At 61.8% G+C, this 19790-nt stretch carries 23 protein-coding genes and 1 tRNA gene; 17 read left to right on the forward strand and 7 right to left on the reverse strand.

Going from position 1 to position 19790, the window contains the following annotated elements:
- Positions 1-6 precede the first annotated feature (6 nt).
- The 5 genes from CN933_RS06235 to CN933_RS06255 all read left to right on the forward strand — a co-directional run bounded on the left by CN933_RS06235 (position 7) and on the right by CN933_RS06255 (position 2114).
- On the forward strand, positions 7-486 hold the full coding sequence (locus tag CN933_RS06235) for an arsenate-mycothiol transferase ArsC (protein ID WP_018094179.1): 480 nt from the start codon (positions 7-9) through the stop codon (positions 484-486).
- 157 nt (positions 487-643) lie between these two features.
- A complete protein-coding gene (infA, locus tag CN933_RS06240; RefSeq protein WP_004435948.1) occupies positions 644-862 on the forward strand; it encodes a translation initiation factor IF-1 in 219 nt (72 codons plus the stop codon).
- Between the two features lie 97 nt (positions 863-959).
- On the forward strand, positions 960-1580 hold the full coding sequence (locus tag CN933_RS06245; RefSeq protein WP_018094181.1) for a Maf-like protein: 621 nt from the start codon (positions 960-962) through the stop codon (positions 1578-1580).
- A gap of 4 nt (positions 1581-1584) precedes the next feature.
- Complete coding sequence (yacG, locus tag CN933_RS06250) at positions 1585-1797, forward strand: DNA gyrase inhibitor YacG (RefSeq protein ID WP_018094182.1); 213 nt, start codon at positions 1585-1587, stop codon at positions 1795-1797.
- 241 nt (positions 1798-2038) lie between these two features.
- A tRNA-Phe gene (locus CN933_RS06255) sits at positions 2039-2114 on the forward strand.
- Between the two features lie 14 nt (positions 2115-2128).
- On the opposite strand, the gene CN933_RS06260 is transcribed toward CN933_RS06255, so the two are convergent.
- Positions 2129-2371, reverse strand: a complete 243-nt coding sequence (locus CN933_RS06260) for a transposase (RefSeq protein ID WP_127710837.1) — start codon at positions 2369-2371, stop codon at positions 2129-2131.
- Positions 2372-2474: 103 nt separating this feature from the next.
- On the opposite strand from CN933_RS06260, the gene CN933_RS06265 reads away from it, so the two are divergent.
- The 5 genes from CN933_RS06265 to CN933_RS06290 all read left to right on the forward strand — a co-directional run bounded on the left by CN933_RS06265 (position 2475) and on the right by CN933_RS06290 (position 6322).
- Complete coding sequence (locus CN933_RS06265) at positions 2475-2759, forward strand: BrnT family toxin (protein ID WP_018094183.1); 285 nt, start codon at positions 2475-2477, stop codon at positions 2757-2759.
- A complete protein-coding gene (locus CN933_RS06270) occupies positions 2735-3052 on the forward strand; it encodes a BrnA antitoxin family protein (protein ID WP_018094184.1) in 318 nt (105 codons plus the stop codon). Before CN933_RS06265 ends, CN933_RS06270 begins: the two co-directional genes overlap by 25 nt.
- Before the next feature lie 581 nt (positions 3053-3633).
- Positions 3634-4734: an HPr kinase gene (locus tag CN933_RS06280; protein ID WP_018094185.1), complete on the forward strand. Its 1101-nt coding sequence runs from the start codon at positions 3634-3636 to the stop codon at positions 4732-4734.
- Entirely contained in the window at positions 4721-5803 is a 1083-nt protein-coding gene (locus CN933_RS06285) for a nucleotidyltransferase family protein (RefSeq protein ID WP_018094186.1), read from the forward strand. The genes CN933_RS06280 and CN933_RS06285 overlap by 14 nt, the downstream gene beginning before the upstream one ends.
- Before the next feature lie 204 nt (positions 5804-6007).
- A complete protein-coding gene (locus tag CN933_RS06290; protein ID WP_018094187.1) occupies positions 6008-6322 on the forward strand; it encodes a hypothetical protein in 315 nt (104 codons plus the stop codon).
- A gap of 283 nt (positions 6323-6605) precedes the next feature.
- Here the strand turns inward: CN933_RS06290 and CN933_RS06295 are convergent, their stop codons facing one another.
- The 6 genes from CN933_RS06295 to CN933_RS06320 all read right to left on the reverse strand — a co-directional run bounded on the left by CN933_RS06295 (position 6606) and on the right by CN933_RS06320 (position 11756).
- Entirely contained in the window at positions 6606-6995 is a 390-nt protein-coding gene (locus CN933_RS06295) for a DUF930 domain-containing protein (protein ID WP_018094189.1), read from the reverse strand.
- 147 nt (positions 6996-7142) lie between these two features.
- Positions 7143-7604: a YbaK/EbsC family protein gene (locus tag CN933_RS06300; RefSeq protein ID WP_018094190.1), complete on the reverse strand. Its 462-nt coding sequence runs from the start codon at positions 7602-7604 to the stop codon at positions 7143-7145.
- Between the two features lie 78 nt (positions 7605-7682).
- The gene (locus CN933_RS06305) at positions 7683-7871 is read right to left on the reverse strand and encodes a hypothetical protein (RefSeq protein ID WP_018094191.1); all 189 of its coding nucleotides are present in this window, start codon (positions 7869-7871) and stop codon (positions 7683-7685) included.
- A gap of 70 nt (positions 7872-7941) precedes the next feature.
- A complete protein-coding gene (locus CN933_RS06310) occupies positions 7942-8196 on the reverse strand; it encodes a GlsB/YeaQ/YmgE family stress response membrane protein (RefSeq protein WP_004435988.1) in 255 nt (84 codons plus the stop codon).
- 154 nt (positions 8197-8350) lie between these two features.
- Positions 8351-9643: an L-rhamnose catabolism isomerase gene (gene rhaI / locus CN933_RS06315; RefSeq protein ID WP_018094192.1), complete on the reverse strand. Its 1293-nt coding sequence runs from the start codon at positions 9641-9643 to the stop codon at positions 8351-8353.
- Positions 9644-9656: 13 nt separating this feature from the next.
- Positions 9657-11756 (reverse strand): bifunctional rhamnulose-1-phosphate aldolase/short-chain dehydrogenase, encoded by a 2100-nt coding sequence (locus tag CN933_RS06320; RefSeq protein ID WP_018094193.1) that lies wholly within the window; start codon positions 11754-11756, stop codon positions 9657-9659.
- A gap of 201 nt (positions 11757-11957) precedes the next feature.
- Here CN933_RS06320 and CN933_RS06325 point away from each other — a divergent pair, with 201 nt between their 5' ends.
- The 7 genes from CN933_RS06325 (at position 11958) to CN933_RS06355 (ending at position 19307) form a co-directional block, all read left to right on the forward strand.
- Positions 11958-12770 (forward strand): DeoR/GlpR family DNA-binding transcription regulator, encoded by an 813-nt coding sequence (locus CN933_RS06325; RefSeq protein ID WP_018094194.1) that lies wholly within the window; start codon positions 11958-11960, stop codon positions 12768-12770.
- Between the two features lie 114 nt (positions 12771-12884).
- Entirely contained in the window at positions 12885-13874 is a 990-nt protein-coding gene (gene rhaS / locus CN933_RS06330) for a rhamnose ABC transporter substrate-binding protein (RefSeq protein ID WP_004436001.1), read from the forward strand.
- Between the two features lie 230 nt (positions 13875-14104).
- Positions 14105-15616 (forward strand): sugar ABC transporter ATP-binding protein, encoded by a 1512-nt coding sequence (locus CN933_RS06335; RefSeq protein WP_018094195.1) that lies wholly within the window; start codon positions 14105-14107, stop codon positions 15614-15616.
- Positions 15613-16593: an ABC transporter permease gene (locus CN933_RS06340; protein WP_018094196.1), complete on the forward strand. Its 981-nt coding sequence runs from the start codon at positions 15613-15615 to the stop codon at positions 16591-16593. Before CN933_RS06335 ends, CN933_RS06340 begins: the two co-directional genes overlap by 4 nt.
- Positions 16593-17597 (forward strand): ABC transporter permease, encoded by a 1005-nt coding sequence (locus CN933_RS06345; protein ID WP_018094197.1) that lies wholly within the window; start codon positions 16593-16595, stop codon positions 17595-17597. The genes CN933_RS06340 and CN933_RS06345 overlap by 1 nt, the downstream gene beginning before the upstream one ends.
- A gap of 10 nt (positions 17598-17607) precedes the next feature.
- On the forward strand, positions 17608-17922 hold the full coding sequence (gene rhaM / locus CN933_RS06350; protein ID WP_018094198.1) for an L-rhamnose mutarotase: 315 nt from the start codon (positions 17608-17610) through the stop codon (positions 17920-17922).
- Entirely contained in the window at positions 17919-19307 is a 1389-nt protein-coding gene (locus CN933_RS06355) for an FGGY-family carbohydrate kinase (RefSeq protein WP_018094199.1), read from the forward strand. The genes rhaM and CN933_RS06355 overlap by 4 nt, the downstream gene beginning before the upstream one ends.
- Positions 19308-19790: the final 483 nt, after the last annotated feature.

The following is a 19790-nucleotide window of genomic DNA, read 5'->3' on the forward strand; positions in this document are numbered from 1 at the left end:
GCGGAGATGATCGCGACCGTCACGCCGCAATCGAAAGCGCCCCGCTCGGTTCTTTTCATGTGCGGCATGAACGCCATCCGTTCGCCGATGGCCGAGGCGCTCGCCCGCGTGGCGCTTCCGAAGGGGACCTACGTCGCCTCCGCCGGCGTCCGGCAGGGCGAGCGGGATCCCTTCGTAGACGTGGTCCTCGAAGAGGTCGGGCTGACGATCGGCCGGCATCAGCCGCGCACGCTCGAAGAGCTCGAAGACGATTACTTCGACCTCATCGTGACGCTGGCGCCCGAAGCCCACCACATGGCCCTTGAATTGACCCGATCCATGGCCGTGGATGTGGTATACTGGCCGACACCCGACCCGACCGTTGCGACCGGCACACGGGAGCAGATCGTGGCCGCCTACCGGGCGGTGCGCGATCATCTGGCGACGCTGATCGCAAGCCGTCTCGCCGTGGAAAGCCCCCAGAAAGGCAGTCCTCCGGCGGCATGATTCCGATCCTCGCGCCGCAATTCGATGCGCGAGGATCGGGTACCCGAAAAAGCCTGATCAAAGCGGTTCACAAAGCCGCGGCGATTGTGTAGTTTCCGGCAACTTTTCGAGGATGCCTGTTGCGTCCGCTATTGAGCACGAGAAAGAACAGTCCTGCATGGCGAAAGAAGAAGTCCTAGAATTTCCGGGCGTGGTCACCGAATTGCTTCCCAACGCGACGTTTCGCGTGAAGCTTGAAAACGAGCACGAGATCATCGCCCACACGGCGGGCCGCATGCGCAAGAACCGTATCCGCGTTCTGGCCGGCGACAAGGTCCTCGTCGAGATGACGCCCTATGACCTGACGAAGGGTCGCATCACCTACCGCTTCAAGTAGGCCCCGGCCGAATGCACGTCGCCCAAAAGTGCTGAGCGATTTTGGGCAGCGACATGCACGAGCATGGCGCAAACTCCGGGAATAACGGCTCGCATCGATGGCAGTGACCAAGAAACTGATACTGGCGTCCGGATCGCCGCGTCGTGTCGAGCTCCTGGCGCAGGCGGGAATCGAGCCCGCGCGCCTCATGCCGATGGACCTGGACGAAACGCCGAAGCGTTCGGAACACCCTCGCTCGCTTGCGCGGCGGCTCTCGGCTGAAAAGGCGAAGGCGGCGCTTTCTGCGATTACCGGCGACGCGGCCTGGGACGGCAGCTACATTCTCGCAGCCGACACCGTCGTTTGCGTCGGCCGCCGTATCCTGCCGAAGCCGGAACTGGTGAGCGAGGCGTCGAGCGCATTGCATCTTCTGTCGGGCCGCAGCCACCGCGTCTATACGGGCATCTGCCTCGTCACGCCCGACCGCACGCTTCGCCAGAAGGTGATCGACACCAAGGTGCGCTTCAAGCGCCTTTCCACGCTCGACATCGAGAGCTATCTCGCTTCCGGCCAGTGGCGCGGCAAGGCCGGCGGATATGGTATCCAGGGAATTGCCGGAGGTTTCGTCGTGAAGCTGGTCGGCTCCTACACCAATGTGGTAGGCTTGCCGCTCTATGAGACCGTCAATCTCCTCGTCGGCGAAGGGTACGACGTGCACGATCGTTGGCTGGAAGGCTGAGAGGATGCGCGGCGAAGGCAAGAAAAACGGGTCGAACGTAGAACCCCTGCGCGCAACGCGTCCCTGCGCGGAGTGCGGACGTCCGTCCGTGCGCGAGCATTATCCCTTCTGTTCCGAGCGGTGCCGTAACGTCGATCTCAATCGCTGGCTGTCCGGTTCCTATGCGATCCCGGTCGCCGACGACGAGTCGAAGGCCGACGACGGCGACGAACGGTAATTCTTCGCTCCACCCGAACATCGGTTATTTCGGAGCGGGCCCCGGGGAATTCGCGGACGCCGGCGATCTCTCTGAATTCCTTCGACTTTCTCCACCTTTCCGCAGCCAGCTAAATTCCTTCGAAAAAGAGTCATTTGGTGCTGGACACGGCCGAACAAGATGTTATAACCCCGCTCGCTTCCGGGGCGAACGACACGCCCCAGCGGTTTCCCGAAGGAGACTGCCGCCGTCAAGGCAGGATGCCCGGATAGCTCAGTTGGTAGAGCAGCGGATTGAAAATCCGCGTGTCGGTGGTTCAAATCCGCCTCCGGGCACCATTTTTCTCTTAAAATCATTGAGTTTTTAAAAGCTCTTTGAGCCTTCTTGCGCCGCCGGTTGCGGGACGGACAGCGCGGAGGTTCTGGCAGCGCTCTTTGCGCCGGCGGAAGAGCTGGCTCACATGAACGCCCGCCGAGTGCGCGATCTCCGAAACGCTTGCGCCTGACTCAAGCGCCGCGACCAGCCGCTCCTCCTCCCGAGACCAGCGCCGACGCCGCTCGACCGACATAATCACCTCAATCTGATGCTTCGTCACAGGACTAATCCGAGTGTTACGTGAAGCTATTCAGCAGCCTCAGCAGCCGTGTTTCCGCGCACTTGCGGCTTGATATCAATCATAAATGTAGTTACATTAATTCATGAGAATTGTATGGGACGAGCCCAAACGGCAAGCCAACCTTGAAAAGCATGGTTTCGATTTTGCCGATGTAAGCGACATCGATTGGGCGAGTGCCATCATTGAGGACAGTAAGCCAGATGCTTCGGGCGGAAAGCGCTTGAAGGCTATCGGTTATTTTCGTGATGGGACAGCAGCGGTCATTTTCGCGACACTCGGAACGGAAGCTATATCGATCATCGGTTTTCGTCCTGCTAGCGACAGAGAAAGAAGGAGGCTTCCATGGCCACCAAGACCCAAAAGCTGAAAATGTTTGAGCCAGGTCACGGTTACACGAAAGAAGACTGGGACGCTGTCGATTTTCCCGAGTTGACCGACGAAGAGCTTGCCAACATGCGCCCGGCAAAAGAGGTGCTACCGCCTGAGTTTTTCAGAGCTATCGAAGAGCATCGCAGATCGCGTGGGCGCCCACCGCTGGAGCATCCGAAAAAGCAAATCACCCTCCGGTTGGACGAAGATGTGATTGCTAAGTTTCGAGCAAGCGGCAAAGGCTGGCAGGGCCGGATGAATGAGGCGTTACGAAAAGCTGCAGGCATATAGCCGGCGCGAAAATTCACGCATTTCCAGCACATGCGCATAGAGGCGGCCTATAAACCGCCAGCTTAGCGGATCTTTCGGCCAGTTGAAAATCCGCGTGTCGCCAGGTGTCCGGCTTCCATCGAGATATTGGCCTTTACCGGGCGACGACTCGACGATGGCGGGAACGACAACGAAGGCCGCACCATCCGCGAGCTGTTCGGCGACCTCGGATACTGACGCAGTTCGTCAATGTTTCGCGGCTCCGGGACCTCGCCGTCATCGTTCCGCGGCCGCATCAGCGCGCAATACCTCATCACAGTCTGGCCCATCGCAGTCGCGCCGGGTGCAGCAGGAAGGCGACACCGTAAGCCCCATCGTGTTCGTCGCCGCCGATATTGTGCCAGCATCACCTCCAAGCGGGCCACGGCACTCATCCGCGGCCTTAACTCGAGCTGCTTATTTTCGCTGCCGAACGATGTATCTTTAGCAGTATCCCATTGAATCCTCTGCCGTGGACGCCGCGTCGGGGCTGGCGGGATTGCGAATTTTCGACCACAAATACGAAAACATGCCGAGGCACGCGGCAGCGCGAGGGGGTTGGAATGAAATTCCGCGTCTCCGACGGGGCACGATTTTTTCTGCTCGGACAGCGCAAGACGATTTTCGTCGAAGCGTCGCAGCAGATTTTTGAGGTTGACGACCTTACCGCGTATCTCACCTGCCTTCTCGCCGAACCCATGTCGCAGCGCCGGCTGGAGGCCGATCTCGTGGCACGCGGCGCCGGCCGGGCCGAAGCGCGCAAATCGGTGCGGGATTATCTTCTTTATATGTCCCGCGAGGGTCTGCTGGAGATTGCCTTCGACGCCGAGGACGGGGCGCCGATACACACGCATGTGCTGGATTTGCATGGAGCCGCCGTCTCGATAGCATATCACGATAGAGGCCTCCTCGATCTCATCCTGCCCGTATTCGATCATCAGGCGTCAGAGGGCCTGAAGCCGTCGGTCTCCTATGCGGTGGCGAAGTTCGGCAAGCGCGTGTGCGTCAGCCGCAACCGTTCCCCCGGCATGATCGTCGCGGTCAACGAAGCGGTGCCGGCGCTGAAAGCGTTGCTGACGGAGGATGTGCTTGCAAGCCTCGGTACCAAGGTCGCGCTTCATGCCGCGCTCCTGGTGAAGAACGGGAAGGGGCTTCTGATTTGCGGCGCGCCGGGCGCGGGCAAGTCGACACTCGCGCTCGCGCTCCTCGAAGCAGGCTTTGCCTGCGGCGGCGACGATATCGCGCTGATGACGCCGGACGGTCTGCTGCGGGGCGTTCCCTTCGCCCCTGCTCTGAAGCGCGGCTCATGGGGTCTCCTCGAAAGCATGCGCGGCACGATCGAAGCGGCGCCGGTTCATCGCCGCCTCGACAATCGATATGTCCGCTACCTGGCGTCGATCCCCTTTGCGTCCGACGATGCAGTGCCGCTTGGCACCATCGTGCTGCTGCGCCGGCGCAAAGGCCGGACGGAGCTTGCCGCGGTCGAACCGGCGCGGGTTTTGTCGGAACTCTTTCTCGGCGCCTTTACGCCGACACGGCGCCTCGATCTGTCGCAGTTCGACGCCCTGCTGAACGCCATTCGCGGCGCCAGTGCCGTCGAGCTTTCCTATATGCGGCTGGACGAGGCCGTAGAAATGCTGAGCAGGCACCATGACGGGACGTAGCTACCGAAACCTTCTCGCGCTCACATCCTGCCTCAACGGCAACCCTCCGGCTGACGTGGACTGGGAGCACGTCATCGCGCTTGCGAATGATAGCCTAACGGTATCCTCGCTCGCTCTCGCGGCGAGGAAATATGCGGTTGACGTGCCCGAGGATGTCCGTCGCTACCTCTCTCTGATTTACGACAGGAACGCGGAGCGCAACAGGAGACTGTTGGCGCAACTGACCGAGGCGGTCCAATGCCTCGCCCGCATCGGCGTGGAGCCGGTCCTCATGAAGGGTGCGGCAATCCTGGTTGCACAGAAGCCGGACGAGATCGGCGCGCGGATGCTGACCGACCTCGACATTCTCGTCCGCCCCGCCGACATGGCTTCATCGATTGCAGCACTGCAGGACATCGGTTACGAGATCCGCCTTGCCGCCGGCAGCGGCTCATGGCCGGGAAACCCCAAATTCCATCTGCCCGCAGTCCTGGAGCGGCCGACGGATGCAGGGAGCATCGATCTTCAATGCCGGCCTAAAGGGCCGGCCTCCTTCAGCGACATCGAATGGCTGTATGGGCACAGCCGCAGGATCGCCCTCGATGGGGGAGACGTTCGCATTCCGTCGCCCTTTGCCCAGATCGTCTTCCTGATCTTGCATGATCAGTTCCAGGATGGCGACTACTGGCGCGGCCTGATCGATCTACGGCACCTTCTCGATCTGTCGAAGCTCGCAACCTCGGACAGCGTCGACTGGGCGCAGCTGATGTCGCTTTTCGCCAGGGGGTACGAAAGACATGCGGTCGAGACGCAGATTCTGACAGCCGACATGCTGTTCGGGATAGGTGGGGCGTCCGGTTTGTCCGCCGGGAAGCTGCCGCGGCTTCAATTGCAACGCAGACGCGTCCAGCTTGGAAGGGATTATCTCTTCGTCCCCTTCACCGTTTTCACGCTCCTGACCGAGATCGCCCACTACCCGTCCTGGGACCGGTACGGCGGTGAGTCATACCCGTCGCGGCGCCAGGAGGCCGAGCGGAAAATCCGCGAGCTCCGACGTATCTTTCGGTCGAGACCGCCGGGAAAGATCTAGAGTAGATATTGATGACTGAAGGGTGCCGATTTCCTGTAACGTTATTGAGTGTATACCAAAATAAATGTTTGTAGCTATTTATGGCTAATTATAATTGATTATATAGTATTCTATATGGCGGAAAGCACCCAAATGTAACACTATTTTCCAGCGCAATTTTACTGTAAATTCGGCGAAATAGTCAACGCACAGGGGGAGGCGTCCATGAGTTCCGAAATGCCAAACGGACTGCCGTCGCGCAGCGACGAAGACCGGCGTGAATTTCTGAAGAATTGTGGGCGCTTCGCGGTGGTGACGCCCCCCGCCGTCACCATGCTGCTTTCGACCAGCCTTACATCGAATGCAATTGCCAAGTCGGGTGGTGGCGGCGGCGGTGGCGGCCCGAAGGGCAACAATGGCTACGGCAACGGTCCGGACGGAACAAATCCCGGTAGCGCGCATGGCGGCGGCGTGTCGCAGGGCGGCCCGGGAGCCGGGCAGTCGCAGGGCGGTTCGAAGTCAGGCGGGGTCTTGCGGTAATCGCTCGCCAATGCGGGTCGTGGGCCGGAGCAAGCCGGATCACGCCAATGAAGGTGATTTGTTAACCAATTTCTTACAAAATTCTTGACGCCGATGATCACGGGCCGGCTGGCCCGTCGATCCGGCGCAGGTGCGGCATTCGTCTTCCTGAGGAGCTGGGTAGGATGTACGAAATGACGGAACACATGATGAAAGTGCTGATGAGCATCATCGCCGCACTGTCGCTCGGGTCCCTGGTGTTCCTGATGGCGATCGTCTAGATCCCGATGACTGTGCGGCTCTCCTAGGGATAAAGATAGAGCTGGTCCCAGTTCTCCCGCGGCACACGTTCTCCGATCTTGTATTCGAAGGACAGCACCTCAAGGTGCTCGGAATCCGTTTTGCACCTGAATGCCAGTTTGTACCAGTCGCCCTTGCTTCGGAATACCGCGCCCGTCGCCTTCATCCTGTCGCCTTTCATGACGGGATCGGCGAAGGTATAGGCGATGACCTTGTCCGGTTTGAACCGGTTCTTGTCGGCGCCGATCCGCTCCATCGCTTCCGTATCGCAACGCTGCTCCAGCCGCGTCTGGGGATCGAGCTTCTCGAATTGCCGGACGAGGGACCGGTCCATCGCTTGCGTTGGGCATGCCGCCAATGTGGCGAGGGCGAGGGCGCATGCGCGTGATTTCATTCTCCGTACCGCTCCAGATCTACAGCGCGGTGCATTCCGACTCATCGGCCTGCTTCGCGGGGTGGGGGAGTTATCAGCATTCAGTTAAACTATGTGGCCATTCCAAGGCCGCTGCCCAAGACCACTGCGTGCCGCGGCATGTAGACGCTACACCGCCGAGACGTCGATCCATTTCGCACCGGTCAGCTCGGCCATCCGCTCCGGGCTGATATGGACGGCGGCGTTGGTCGCACCAGCTGCGGGCACGACCACGTCGAAAGCCTTGAGAGACTCGTCACAATAGATGCTGTGGGGCTTGGGGAGCCCGAAGGGGCAGACCCCGCCGACCGGATGGCCCGTTTCCGCCTCGACCTCGTCGAAGCCGAGCATGCGCGCCTTGGTTCCAAACCGCGCCTTGTATTTCTTGTTGTCGAGGCGCGCATCGCCGCGCGTGACGATCAGGATGATTTCGTCGCCGACCCGGAGCGCGAGCGTCTTGGCTATCTGCGCCGGTTCGACGCCATGGCCTTCTGCCGCGAGCGCCACGGTGGCGGTGCTCTGCTCCAGCTCGATGACGTCGATGTCCGGTGCGTGCCGGGAAAAGAACTGTTTGACGGAAGCGAGGCTCATTTCGGCAATCTGTAGTTTGGATCAAATTTGCGTCGACGCGGCACAGGGCTAAAAACCGCCGTTCAGGCGCGGCACAATTCAGTCGTCGTTCGAAGCATCGAGATCTTCGGGACGCATCCCTTCCTGCTGCGACGGCAGGTAGCCGTTGCTGGCGAACCAGGTTTCGAGGATGGTGGAGATCGCCTGCTCGCGCGTCAGGGTACCGGGGTGGTCCGCGATGTAGGACTTGAGCGCGTCCTCGATCTTTTCCGCGTAGAGTTCGGTCATTTTCGCCTCCGCTCGTTGGCTTGCGATGGCCGGTCCGCGTTTGGCGCGGACCGTATGGGGGTAACGCGGATCAGGCCTGTTTGACGACGCGAATCAGCACCAAAAGGATCACGGCCCCGATCGTCGAGTGAATAATGGCAGAAAAGATGCCGGTGCCGATGCTGATCCCGATGGCCGGGAAGAGAAGGCCGGCGATGAAGGCGCCGACGATGCCGATCACGATATTCCCGAGCAGACCGAAGCCGCCTCCGCTGACGATCAAACCGGCAAGCCAGCCTGCAACCGCGCCGACGATCAGGAATACCAGAATGCTTTCAATGCCCATGAATCACCCTCTCGTTGTATCTGAGGAGAGGATAAACCATGTTTTCGAATGCGATAGAAGTCGCGCGTCGTATTTTTGACGGCGGGGAATGCCTTCTTCGCCGCCGCCGCGACTTTCTCCCCTTCTGGCAGGAAGAAGTCGCTGCCGGCGCGGTTCAGACGATGCCGCCGCCGCCGCCGGCGACTGCAGGACGCTCGGCTGCCACCCTGGCGCGGTAGCCGCTTGCCCGGTAGGCGGAAACCGGCGCAATGGCGCCGCCATTTTCCAGACGGGCCATGGCGAGGATGGGCTCGACGTCGGTCCGGAAGGCAGTCTTCAGTGTTTCTGATGCCATCAGCGCATCGTTCTCCTCCTGATAGCCTGCAAGTGCGTTACGATCGACGATCAGCGCCTGGGCATAGGCACGGCCGACCTCCATGGCGCTCGTCATCAGGCTTTCGATCGGATCCGTCACGTTATGGCTCTGGTCGAGCATATGGGCCGGATCGAAACCGTCCGCGGCGCGTGTCTCCGCATCGACGAGCTCGTTGAAAACGAGGAACAGGCGGTAGGGGTCGATCGATCCGGTGTCGAGATCGTCGTCGCCGTATTTCGAATCGTTGAAATGGAAGCCCCCGAGCTTCTTGAACTGGATCAGCCGGGCGACGATCATCTCGATGTTGACGTTCGGTGCGTGGTGCCCGAGGTCGACGAGGCAGAAGGCCTTGGGCCCGAGCTCCTGTGCGATCAGGTAGTTCGTGCCCCAATCCTGCACGACGGTCGAATAGAAGGCCGGTTCGAACATCTTGTGCTCGGTGAAGATGCGCCAATCATCCGGAAGCGCCGCGTAAACCGTCTTCATCGAGTCGAGATAGCGTTCGAACGCCCGGGTGAAATTGCTCTGGCCGGGGAAGTTGGAGCCGTCGCCGATCCAGACGGTCAGTGCCTTGGAGTCGAGCGCCTTGCCGATCTCGACGCATTCGAGATTATGCTCGATCGCCTGGCGTCGTGTCGCGGGATCGGTGTGGGAGAGGGAGCCGAACTTGTAGGAATGCGCCTGGCCGGGCGCGTCCGAGAAGGTGTTCGAGTTCATCGCGTCGAAGCTCAAGCCGAGCGCCGTGCCCTTCTCCTTCAAGGCCCCAAGATCGGAGACCTTGTCCCAGGGGATATGGAGCGACACGGCCGGCGTCGCCCGCGTCAATTGCTGGATGACGGCGCAGTCTTCAAGCTTGTCGAAGATATTGCGCGGCTCGCCGGGGCCCGGGAAGCGGGCAAAGCGCGTCCCGCCGGTGCCGACGCCCCAGGAGGGGACGGCAACGCCGTAGGCCGCGACCTTGGCCTTCACCACATCGATATCGATGCCGCGGCGGGCGAGCCGCTCGCCCAGGCTTTCGTAGTCGCGCGTGAGAGCGTCCCGGCGGCCTGCATTCTCTAAATCGAGGACGGATGGGCTGATCATCAGGGTCATCGGAGCCTCCCGGTCAGCGGGTGAAGGACTGGGCATTGCCCGCGTCGACATTGACGATATTGCCGGTGGATTTCGCCGACATGTCGGAAGCCAGGAAGTAGATCGCCTCGGCGATATCTTCCGGGAAGACGCTGAGCTTCAGCATCGAGCGTTCGCGGTAATGCGCCTCCAGCTCGTCGACGTCCATCTTGTAGGCAGCTGCGCGCTGCTCCTTCCATTCGCCGGTCCAGATCTTGGAGCCGCGCAGAACCGCGTCGGGATTGACCACGTTCACGCGGATCTGCGCCGACGCTCCCTCGAGCGCCAGGCAGCGGGCGAGATGGATCTCGGCCGCCTTGGCCGTGCAATAGGCCGACGCCCCGGGCGAGGCCGCAAGCCCGTTCTTGGAGGCGACGAAAACGACATTGCCGCCGGCCTTCTGGTTGCGGAAGATGCGGAAAGCCTCGCGCGAGACCAGGAAGTAGCCGGTCGTGAGAATGTCCATGTTCTTGTTCCAGAGCGCCAGCGTCGTGTCCTCCACCGCCGCCGAAGTGGCGAGGCCGGCATTGGAAACGAGAATATCGAGGCCGCCGAAGGCGAGGAGCGCGTCGCCGAAGCCCGATTCGACGGCCGCCTCGCTCGTGACGTTCATGTTGACGGAGCGGACGAAGTCCTTGCCGTAGCGGGTGGAAAGCTCGGTCTGAGCCGCTTCGAGCGCCGTCTCGTCGATATCGGCAAGCACCACGCAGGCGCCCTCCTGCATCAGCCGGTTGGCCGTCGCCTTGCCGATGCCGCCGGCGCCTCCGGTGACGAGCGCGATGCGCCCGGCCAGGCTCTTCGGCTTCGGCATGCGCTGCAGCTTGGCTTCTTCGAGCAGCCAGTATTCGATATCGAAAGCTTCCTGCTCCGGCAGCCCGACATAGGTCGACACGCCGGACGCGCCGCGCATCACATTGATCGCATTGACGTAAAACTCGGCCGAGATGCGCGCCGTCGCCTTGTCCTTGGCGAAGGTGATCATGCCGACGCCGGGCACCAGATAGACGACCGCATTCGGATCGCGCATGGCCGGGCTGTCGGCGCGCTTGCAGCGCTCGTAATAGGCTGCGTAGTCGGCGCGATAGGTGGCGATCGCCTCGGGCAGGCCCGCAAGGGTTTTTCCGGCATCCGGCTGCGTCGGGTCGAAATCGACGACCAGCGGTCGGATCTTGGTGCGAAGAAAGTGGTCGGGGCAGCTTGTGCCAAGCGCCGCCAGCGGCTCGAGGCTGGTCGAGGTCACGAAATCGAGCACCGCCTGACTGTCGTCGAAATGACCGACCTTGCTTTCCCCCGCGCTGATGAGACCGCGGATCACCGGCATCAGCTTCTTGGCGATCGCGGCGCGATCGGCGGCGGCGAGCACCGGTTTGGACTGACCGCCGAAGGCGGGACCCGTGTTCTCGGTCTCGAACCAGGCGATGGCGCGGTTGATGATCTCGATCGTCGTCTCGTAGGCCTCCTTCGCCGTGTCGCCCCAGGTGAAGAGGCCGTGGCTTTCGAGCACGACGCCGCGCGCATCCGGGTTTTCCTGGCAGAACTTTTCAAGCCAGAGCCCGAGCTCGTAGCCGGGCCGTTTCCACGGCAGCCAGCCGATCTCGTCGCCGAAGATCCTGCTCGTCAGTTCCCTGCTGTTCTTCGAGGCGGCGATGGCGATGATCGCATCCGGATGCATGTGATCGACATGCGGCTTCGGAACATAGGCGTGCAGCGGCGTGTCGATCGAGGCGGCGCGGGGGTTGAGGTTGAAAGTGCAGTGCGGCAGGTAGCCGACCATCTCGTCTTCGAATTCGACGCCGCGATAAATGCCCTTCAGCGCGCGGAGCTTGTCCATGTAGAGGGTGGAGAAGCCGTCCATCTTGATCGTGCCGACGTCGCCGCCGGAGCCCTTGACCCAGAGGACCTCGACCATTTCGCCGGTCAGCGGGTCTTTTTCCATGACCTTGGCGGAGGTATTGCCGCCGCCGTAATTGGTGATCCGCTTGTCCGATCCGAGGAGGTTCGAGCGGTAGAGGAGCTTTTCCGGCTCGGTCATTCCTGCCGCCTTGCCCTCGTCCCAAAGATTGGCAAGGCGCGCGCCCTGGTGCTTGTCGAGCATGTCGAACTCCTCCCGCTGATCTGGCTGCCGCAACGTGGAACCGCGGCCCTATGATTGGCACCAGATCACACGGTGATTACCCCGGTGTCAATCAAAAACGATCAAAAACTTTCATGATGCGCCGCACAATGAAAAAACATGATTGATTGTGATTGACAATGCTCGGAAGGGATGGAAGCATGCGGAGCATCGGAGGAGCGCATGCACGAGAAAGAGAGACACAGGATCATCCTGTCGGCGGTGCAGGAAAAGCCGGTCGCAACCGTGCCTGAACTGGTCGATCTCACCGGCAGTTCGGAGGCGACGATCCGCCGCGACATCGCGGCACTGCATGTGCAAAAGCGGCTGCGCCGTGTCAGGGGCGGTGCCGAAGCGATCAACCCTCCGCAGTTCGTAGGCCTTGCCGGCCGCCCCTTCCGGGTGAACGAAGGCCTGCATGCGCGGGAGAAGCAGGCGATCGCCCGGGAAGCGGTGGCGCTCTGTCAGGACGGCGAACCGATCATCATCAATGGCGGCACCACGACCTTTCAGATGGTGCATTTCCTCGCCAATCGCCGAATGCAGGTCTTCACCAATTCCTTCCCGATCGCCGAGCACCTGCTCAAGCATTCCAAGAACACCGTCATGCTGTCGGGCGGGACGATCTATCGCGAGCAGAACATCATATTGAGCCCCTTCGAGAACGACGTGACGCGCAACTTCTATGCGCGGCGCATGTTCATGGGGGCGCAGGGGCTGGGGCCTCTCGGGCTGATGGAGGCCGATCCGCTGCTGATCCAGGCTGAGCAGAAGCTGATCGACCAGGCCGACGACCTCGTCGTGCTCGTCGATTCCTCGAAATTTCACAGGCGCTCGAGTCTCATTCTGTGCGGTCTCAAGCGCATCGCCACCGTCATTACCGATTCGGGTATCGAGGACAGACATGCCTCGATGCTTGAAAATGCCGGCGTCAGCCTGATCGTCGCCGCTCAGAGCGCCAAGGCCGACGCCGAAAAGGCTTCGACACCCGCATGAAGCATGGGGAGAGGAGCTGATGTCCCGAGCTTCCGGGTGAAGATCGGGAAACAATTGTTCGGGCAGGAAGACGCAGCCACTCCGGATGCGGGCCCATGGGAGGAGAGAAAAACGATGAAAGTCCTAAAATCATTGATGGTGACGGCCGCCGTCGCCGTGGCGCTGATGGCAAATGCCGCTCATGCGGAGAACAAGAAGATCGCCCTTGTCGTCAAGGCGTTGGGCATCGGCTTCTTCGAAGCGGCCAACAAGGGCGCTCAGGAAGCGGCCAAGGAACTCGGCGACGTCGAGATCATCTATACCGGCCCGACCTCGACGACGGCCGAAGGCCAGATCGAAGTGATCAACTCGCTGATCGCCCAGAAAGTCGATGCGATCGCGGTTTCTGCCAACGACACGGACGCGCTCGTCCCTGCGCTGAAGAAGGCGATGGACCGCGGCATCAAAGTCATCTCCTGGGATTCGGGTGTGGCCAAGGAAGGCCGCCTGATGCATCTCAACCCGTCCTCGAGCCCGCTGATCGGCAACATGATCATCAAGCTCGCCGCCGACAACCTGCCCGAAGGCGGCGACGTCGCAGTGCTCTCGGCCTCCGCAACGGCGACCAACCAGAATACGTGGATCGCCGAAATGAAGAAGGTCCAGGGCAACTACAAGGGCATCAATGTGGTCGCCACCGTCTATGGCGACGACCTGGCCGACAAGTCCTATCGCGAGACGCAAGGGCTCATCCAGTCCCATCCGAACCTGAAGGCCATCATAGCGCCGACCTCCGTCGGCATCGTCGCCGCGGCGCAGGCCGTGACCGACGCCGGCAAGATCGGCCAGATCAACGTCACCGGTCTGGGCCTTCCCTCCGAAATGGCCGGACACGTGAAGTCCGGCGCCTCGAAGTCCTTCGCCATCTGGAACCCGATCGACCTCGGCTATTCGGCAACGATGATCGCCTACGACCTCATCAACGGTGCCGAAGCCAAGCCCGGCGCGGAACTCAAGATGGGCCGCATGGGCACGGTCAAGCTCGACGAGAACAACGAAGGCGCCATGGCCGACCCGTTCGTCTATGATGCCTCGAATGTCGAGGAATTCGCGAAGATCTTCTGATCGTCACGAGTAGGCGGCGTCCGCCCCTCATCCGGCCTGCCGGCCACCTTCTCCCCGTTCTGACGGGGAGAAGCGACGTGCGGCGATCTTCTCCTATCCCTCTCCGAACGGGGAGAGGGATAGGGACAGGATGAGGGGCAGCCTCATGCGATCGAGGACCTGGCCGCCATCCAATTGAAACGACCGAACTGGTGGATCCACTCTTGTTGCAGGACACAACCACATCGCGGATGAAGCCCGCCATTGCGCTTGAGGGCATATCGAAGTCCTTTCCGGGCGTGCGCGCTCTTTCCGATGTATCGCTCGCTCTCTATCCCGGTTCGGTGACGGCGCTGGTCGGCGAGAACGGCGCCGGCAAGTCGACGCTCGTCAAGATACTGACCGGCATCTATCAGCCCGATGCGGGCAGCATCCGGCTCGGCGATACGGAGACCACCTTTCCGACCGCCCTTGCGGCGTCCCGCGCCGGGGTCACGGCGATTCATCAGGAGACGGTGCTCTTCGACGAGCTCTCCGTCGCGGAAAACATCTTTCTCGGCCACGCTCCACGCAACCGGTTCGGTCTCATCGACTGGAAGAAGCTCAACGCCGACGCTCAGGCCCTGTTGCGCCGCGCGGGCGCCGATTTCGACCCGACCATCCGCCTGCGCGATCTCGGCATCGCCAAGAAGCATCTGGTCGCGATCGCCCGGGCGCTCTCGGTCGATGCGCGCGTCGTCATCATGGACGAGCCGACGGCCGCACTGTCGCACAAGGAAATTCACGAGCTCTACGAACTGATCGAGCGGCTCAAGGCCGACGGCAAGGCCATCCTGTTCATCAGCCACAAATTCGATGAGATATTCCGCATCGCCGACCGCTACACCGTCTTTCGCGACGGAGCGATGATCGGCGAAGGGCTGATCGCCGACGTCAGCCAGGACGATCTCGTCCGCATGATGGTCGGCCGCGCCGTCGGCTCCGTCTATCCGAAGAAGGAGGTGACGATCGGTCAGCCGGTGCTTACCGTTTCCGGTTATCGCCACCCGACCGAATTCGAGGACATCAACTTCGAACTCAGGCGCGGCGAGATCCTCGGTTTCTATGGCCTTGTCGGCGCCGGGCGTTCGGAATTCATGCAGTCGCTGATCGGCATCACCCGCCCGTCCGCCGGTGCCGTGAAACTTGACGGCGAGGTGCTGGTCATCCGCAGCCCGGCGGAGGCGATCCGCGCCGGCATCGTCTATGTACCGGAAGAGCGCGGACGGCAGGGAGCGATCATCGGCATGCCGATCTTCCAGAACGTCACGCTGCCCTCGCTTTCACAGACCTCGCGCTCGGGCTTCCTGCGGCTTGCCGAGGAATTCGCGCTGGCGCGCGAATACACCTCCCGCCTCGATCTGCGGGCCGCCGCGCTCGATCAGGACGTCGGCACGCTTTCCGGCGGCAACCAGCAGAAGGTGGTCATCGCCAAGTGGCTCGCCACCCGGCCGAAGGTCATCGTCCTCGACGAGCCGACCAAGGGCATCGATATCGGCTCCAAGGCCGCCGTTCATGCCTTCATGAGCGAGCTTGCGGCGCAAGGCTTGAGCGTCATCATGGTTTCCTCTGAAATTCCCGAGATCATGGAGATGTCGGACCGCGTCATCGTCATGCGCGAGGGGCGCGTCGTCGGAAGATACGAGCGGTCGGAACTGACCGCCGAGAAGCTGGTGCGCGCCGCAGCCGGCATAGAAACGCAAGCCGATGGGAGGGCCGCATGATGGCCAGGCTCCTCAAGAACCGAGAAATCCTGCTCGTGGTCGCGATTGCGGTACTGCTTGCCCTGATCGCCTTGCGCTTTCCGGCTTTCGTGGCTCCTTCCAATCTTGCGCGCGTCTATGGCGACACCTCTATCCTCGTCATTCTGGCGCTGGGGCAGATGGCCGTCATTCTCACCCGCTGCATCGATTTGTCGATGGCGGCCAACCTGGCGCTCTGCGGCATGGTCGCGGCCATGTTGAACAACGCCTTTCCCGACCTGCCGATACCGCTCATCCTTGTTGCCGTCATGGTGCTGGGCGGCTTTCTCGGGGCGATCAACGGCGCGTTGGTCTGGAAGCTCGATATTCCCCCGATCGTCGTCACGCTCGGGACGCTGACGATCTATCGCGGCCTGATCTTCGTGCTGACGAACGGCAAGTGGATCAATGCCCATGAGATGAGCGACGCCTTCAAGGCGCTGCCGCGGCTGGATGTGGCCGGCATGCCGGTGCTTTCCTGGCTCTCGCTCGTCATGGTCGCGCTGATGTTCCTCGTCATGGGTCGCACGCCGCTCGGACGCGCCTTCTACGCCGTCGGCGGCAATCCGCACGCAGCCGTCTATACCGGCATCGATGTCGGACGCACGCGTTTCTTCGCCTATTGCCTCTCGGGCGCGCTTGCGGGCCTGTCGGGCTACCTCTGGGTATCGCGCTATGCGGTCGCCTATGTGGACATCGCGGCCGGCTTCGAGCTCGACATCATCGCGGCCTGTGTCATCGGCGGCATTTCGATCGCCGGCGGCATCGGCTCTGTGGCGGGCGCCGTCCTCGGAGCGCTCTTCCTCGGCGTGATCAAGAACGCCCTGCCGGTCATCAATATCTCGCCCTTCGCACAGCTGGCGATATCCGGAACGGTCATCATCATCGCGGTTGCCGTCAACGCCCGCGCCGAGCGGCGCAAGGGCAGGGTCATTCTCAAGAAAGCGGAGGCGGTCTGATGGCGGACGCGCAAATTTCTTCCCGCCACATTCCCGATCGCCTGCAAGGAGGCGGCGCTCGCCTTCTGAAGAGCTGGGAAGCGCTGCTCTTCGTGGTCGCCGCCGTGATCTTCCTCGGCAATTCGCTGGCGTCACCCTACTTCCTCGATCCGTGGAACCTCTCCGACGCCACGTTCAACTTCACCGAAAAGGCGATGATCGCCTTCGCCATGGCGCTGGTGATCATCTCCGGCGAGATCGACCTCTCGGTCGCTTCCATCATCGCCCTTGCCTCGACAGCCATGGGCTATGCGGTGCAACTCGGGTTCGGCACACCCGCGCTCGTCGCGACCGGCCTTGGCGTCGGTCTCCTCTGCGGTCTCGTCAACGGGCTCCTGATCACAGGCCTGGGTCTGCCGTCGATCGTGGTGACGATCGGCACCATGAGCCTGTTTCGCGGCCTGTCCTTCATCGTGCTCGGCGACCAGGCCTTTACCGGCTATCCCGAGAGCTTCGCCTGGTTCGGCCAAGGTTATGTCTGGTGGGTTTTCTCCTTCGAGTTCACGCTCTTCGTCGTGCTCGCCGTCATTTACGCAGTCCTGCTGCACAGGACGAATTTCGGCCGTGCCGTCTATGCCATCGGCAACAACCAGACGGCGGCACTCTTTTCCGGTGTGCGAGTCGGGCGCGTCAAGTTCACGCTCTTCCTGCTGACCGGCCTTATGGCCGGGCTCGCCTCCGTCTGCCTCACCTCGCGGCTCGGCTCCACACGGCCCTCGATCGCGCTCGGCTGGGAGCTCGAGGTCGTGACCATGGTGGTGCTCGGCGGCGTCAACATTCTTGGCGGCTCCGGCACGATACCCGGGGTCGTGCTGGCGGCGCTGATCATGGGCATGGTCACTTTCGGCTTCGGCCTCCTGAACGTGCCCGGCATCGTCATGTCGATCTTCATCGGCCTGCTCCTGATTTCGGTGATCGCGTTGCCGATTCTCTGGCAGCGCGCCCGCCGCCGTTCCGTTCGTTGAGATGCAAGTCATGGAAAAATACGCATTCCGCATGCGACTCCATCCCGGCAAGGCCGCCGAATACCAGGCGCGTCACGACGCGATCTGGCCGGAGTTGGTCACGCTCCTGAAGGACGCCGGTGTCTCCGATTATTCGATCCACCTCGATGAGGAGAACGGCCTGCTCTTCGGCGTCCTCTGGCGTTCGGACGATCACAGGATGGCCGATCTGCCGTCGCACCCGGTGATGCGGAAATGGTGGGCCCATATGGCCGATATCATGGAGACCCGCGCCGACAACGAGCCGGTCGCCGTGCCGCTCAAAACCGTCTTCCATCTCAAATGATGATGAAAACCGTCGCCGTCATCGATATCGGCAAGACAAACGCCAAGGTCGCACTGGTCGATCTCGAGCGCTTCGAGGAAATCGCCGTGCGCAAAGCCGGCAATGGTGTCAGCGCTGACGGGCTTTACCCGCATTTCGACACCGAGCGCCTCTGGCGTTTCATTCTCGACAGTCTGGCCGCGCTTCACGGCGAGCACCCGGTGGATGCGATTTCGGTGACCACGCATGGCGCGACCGCCGTGCTCCTCGATGAGGCGGGCGAGCTCGCCTTGCCGGTTCTGGATTATGAATTCGCCGGTCCGGATGCGCTCGCGGAGGAATACGAGAAGGCGCGCCCTCCTTTCACGCAGACCGGTTCGGCGCGGCTGCCGATGGGGCTCAATGTCGGCGCTCAGCTCTTCTGGCAGCAGCGCATGTTTCCGGAGCATTTCGCCCGCGTCGCGACGATCCTCACCTATGCGCAATATTGGTCCTACCGGCTGACGGGGGTCAGGACGAGCGAGTTGACCTCGCTCGGCTGCCACACCGATCTCTGGAATCCGAAGGCGGCAACCTTCTCGTCGATGGTCGATGAGCAGGGTTGGCGCTCTCTCTTCGCGCCGGTGCGAAGGGCGGGCGACGTGCTTGGTCCCCTGCTTCGGCAGGTTGCCGATGAGACGGGCCTGCCGCCGGAAACGCCGGTCCACTGCGGCATTCACGATTCGAACGCCTCGCTGCTGCCGCATCTCATTACGCGCCAGGCGCCGTTCTCCGTAATCTCGACCGGAACCTGGGTGGTGATGCTCGCCGTCGGCGCCGAGCCCGTGAAACTCGACGAGCGGCGCGACACGCTCATCAACGTCAACGCACTCGGTGATCCGGTGCCTTCGGCCCGCTTCATGGGCGGGCGCGCCTATTCCCTGCTGATCGGCGACGATCCGCCGCCGGCCTCGCCCGAGGCCGAAGCCAGTGTCCTGGAACAAGGGCATATGCTGCTGCCGTCGCTGCCGGGTGGTTCGGGGCCGTTTCCGGCTGCGCGCTCATGCTGGACGACGGACGAAGGCAAGCTCGCTCCCGCCGAACGGCTCGCGGTCGTCTCCTTTTATCTTGCACTGATGACGGCGACCTGCCTCGATCTGATCGGGGCAAGGGGCGAGATCCTGGTCGAGGGGCCGTTTGCCTTAAACGACGCCTATCTGAGGATGCTTGCCGCCGCCACCGGCCGGCCGGTGCTTGCCAACAGGCTGAACAGTACGGGAACGAGCCTCGGCGCCGCCTGCCTCGTTGCGGGCGCCCGCGTCAGGACGGGGACCGAGCCGATACGGGCCGCAAAGCCGGACGCCTGTGCGGCTTATGCCGAGACATGGCGCCGGCGCACTGCTGCGCATGTCCGGAGTGATCCGTAAAGGAATCTCAGAAGACGGACGTTCTGCTCGCTGCGCGGCCATGCTCAAGGTTGACGACGATCGATATCGCCGCCATTGCGAGCGTTGCGGTGATGATGGCGCCTATTCCAAGAACAATCATTGTTCACGTCCCGTGGCGCACCGTCATGATGCCGCCCATTGCCTGAAGATGCTACTCAACGCGTAGTTCGCGCCATCATACCTGCATGTTCTGAATCGCAGCCGACACAAGGAACATGCAGCACTTCAAATGCTATAGCGACCTCTGCCCGTCCGATGGGAGACGCATGACGCTGTATGCTTCGATACTCAACGGCAAGCAGATCCGCAATTCTAAACTCTCATCATTGAAAACCTGTGGCTGCGTTCAAAGAAAACGTTGCATCGCTAGCGGACGGCAAAGCTCCGGTTGAATTTTAGCGATTCCGGTTAGGAGGCATGAGGCATTAACTTTCAAGCAAGGAATTAACCATAAACATGGTC

The sequence above is a fragment of the Sinorhizobium sp. M4_45 genome, assembly GCF_002885915.1.
Classification (GTDB): Bacteria; Pseudomonadota; Alphaproteobacteria; order Rhizobiales; family Rhizobiaceae; genus Sinorhizobium; species Sinorhizobium meliloti_A.